Consider the following 2,553-nt stretch of genomic DNA (forward strand, 5'->3'; position numbering starts at 1 on the left):
CCTGCCCGAGCGGGCCCGCACCCACATCCGCCTCGCCAGCATCGGCTTCGTCTACCAGTTCCACCACCTGCTGGCCGAGTTCGACGCCCGCGACAACGTCGCCCTGCCGCTGCGCATCGCCGGGGTGAACCAGGCCGACGCCCGAGCCCGCGCGTCGGAAGTCCTCACCGCCCTCGGGCTTGGCGAACGCCTGACCCACCAGCCGGCCCAGATGTCGGGCGGCGAACAGCAGCGCGTCGCCGTGGCCCGCGCCCTCGCCAACCGCCCGCGCCTGCTGCTGGCCGACGAGCCGACCGGCAATCTCGACCCCGCCACCAGCCAGACCGTGTTCGAGGCCCTGCATCGCCTGGTCAAGGACACCGGCGTCGCCGCCCTGATCGCCACCCACAACATGGAGCTGGCCGGCCACATGGACCGCGTCTTCGCCCTCAAGGACGGCCATCTCGAAGAACGCCCGGCCGAGAGCCACGCGTACTAAGCTGCCTGCTATTTCCTCCCCGCGGAGCGGGGAGGGGGACCGCGAAGCGGTGGAGGGGCTGGTGAGAGCGGCTCGGTCGTGTGCCCCCAAAGCCCCTCCGTCTCGTCGGCTTCGCCGCCGATCCACCTCCCCATCGCTTTGCGACGGGGAGGAGAAGGACGCGCCTACTTCTTCCCCGGAACCTGGGTGAACGGCGATGTCCCCACCGTCACCGCCGGCTTCGGCTTCTCCGCCTTCGGCTTGCGGACTTCCTTGTTGCTGCGTGCTTGACCCTTGGCCATGACCGTCATCCCGCGACGCCTCGCCGCCGGAAGGCGGATGACTGACGGCGTCTGCTGCGACCACCATAGCAGATGCCGGGGCTCCGGGCGCGGGGTCTTGACGGGAACCAAACGAGAACATAGAACATTACCGGAACACGCAAGGGAGGCCGTCATGGCGCGTTGGGTTCGGGATGGGTTGTCGTTGGCGTCGTGCGCCGGGTTCGTCTGGGTGATGTGGCAGGCGGCGCTGCTGACCACGGCGGCCTGAGCGGAATCTGATGAGCGGTCCCCGTCCGGACGGATCGGACGGATCGGACGGTGTTTTGGACTTTTACCCGGGTAAAAGCCTCCCGAACCGGCGGATGCCCCACGGCGCGCCTATCCACAGCCGGTCCCCGACCGCGCCGCCGGTGGCGCCGCTTTCCGGTGTCCCGGTCGCCCGGGATGTGAGACTCGGTCCACAACAGGCGCGCTGACGACGAAGGACCCGGATTGACCGACACGCTGAACAGCCAGGGCTTCATCCACCTGCGGGTTCGCTCGGCCTATTCGCTGCTGGAGGGCGCGATCAAGGCGGGCAAGGTCGCCCGGCTGGCGGCCGACGCGGGCATGCCGGCGGTCGGGGTGGCGGACCGGGCCAATCTGTTCGGGGCGCTGGAATTCAGCCAGGCGGCGAAGGACGCGGGCGTCCAGCCCCTGATCGCCTGCGCCCTGCCGGTCACCGGCATCGGCGGCAAGATCGCCGAGCGCTGGGCCAAGGTCCCGACCGTGGTCCTGCTGGTCCAGAACGAGGCCGGCTGGCTCAACCTGTCGGCCCTGTCGTCCTCGGCCTTCCTCGACGCGGGCGCGATGGACGAGCCCAGCGTGCCCTGGGAGATGGTCGCGGCCCGCTCCGAAGGCCTGATCCTGCTGTCCGGCGGGCCCGACGGTCCCGTCGACCCGCTGTTCGTCCAGGGCAAGCCGGCCGAGGCCCATGCGGCGCTGGCGGCCATGCAGTCCGCTTTCGGCGACCGCTTCTATGTTGAGCTCCAGCGCCATGGCCTCGCCACCGAACAGCAGGCCGAGCGCGGCCTCGTCGAATGGGCCTACGCCCACGACGTCCCCCTCGTGGCCACCAACGACGTGCACTACGCCAAGGCGTCCCAGGCCAAGAGCCACGACGCCCTGCTGTGCATCGCTGACGGCGCCTTCACCGGCCAGGAGGATCGCCGCCGCATCACCGGCGCGCACTGGTTCAAGACCGCCGCCGCCATGCGCGAGTTGTTCGCCGACCTGCCCGAGGCCTGCGACGCCACCCTCGACATCGCCCGCCGCTGCGCCTTCGTCGCCCCGACCCGCGCCCCGATCCTGCCGCGCTTCGACACCGGCGCCGGCCGTTCCGAGCCCGACGAACTGATGCATCAGGCCCGCGAGGGGCTGAAGGAGCGGCTCAGACAGGTCACGCCCGCCGCGCCGGAAGAGGAGTACTGGACCCGCCTCGAATGGGAGGTCGGCATCATCCAGCAGATGGGCTTCCCCGGCTATTTCCTGATCGTGTCGGACTTCATCAAATGGGCCAAGAACCACGGCATTCCCGTGGGCCCGGGGCGGGGCTCCGGGGCCGGCTCCCTGGTCGCCTGGTCCCTGACCATCACCGACCTCGATCCGCTGCGCTTCGGCCTGCTGTTCGAGCGCTTCCTCAATCCCGAGCGGGTCTCCATGCCCGACTTCGACATCGACTTCTGCCAGGAGCGGCGGGAAGAGGTGATCGACTACGTCCAGGACCGCTACGGCAAGGACCGGGTGGCCCAGATCATCACCTTCGGCACCCTG

3 protein-coding genes are annotated in these 2,553 nt (G+C 69.8%); 2 read left to right on the forward strand and 1 reads right to left on the reverse strand.

Translation table 11 applies throughout. The features are described 5' to 3' along the window. Positions 1 to 478 (forward strand): ABC transporter ATP-binding protein (locus V6M45_RS12030; protein WP_332656739.1); only part of this gene is annotated, 478 nt, incomplete at its 5' end. Between the two features lie 164 nt (positions 479 to 642). Here the strand turns inward: V6M45_RS12030 and V6M45_RS12035 are convergent. Next, positions 643 to 759 (reverse strand): hypothetical protein, encoded by a 117-nt coding sequence (locus V6M45_RS12035; RefSeq protein ID WP_332656743.1) that lies wholly within the window; start codon positions 757 to 759, stop codon positions 643 to 645. A 474-nt stretch (positions 760 to 1,233) separates the two neighbouring features. Here V6M45_RS12035 and dnaE point away from each other — a divergent pair. Next, the coding region (gene dnaE / locus V6M45_RS12040) for a DNA polymerase III subunit alpha (RefSeq protein WP_332656741.1) at positions 1,234 to 2,553 on the forward strand (1,320 nt) is incomplete at its 3' end.

The sequence above is a fragment of the Brevundimonas sp. genome, from assembly GCF_036676055.1.
Classification (GTDB): domain Bacteria; phylum Pseudomonadota; class Alphaproteobacteria; order Caulobacterales; family Caulobacteraceae; genus Brevundimonas.

What these genes read in the sequence shown, in the direction of transcription:
- V6M45_RS12035 (WP_332656743.1), bottom strand. Translation starts at nt 759, where the DNA reads ATGGCCAAGGGTCAAGCACGCAGCAACAAGGAAGTCCGCAAGCCGAAG.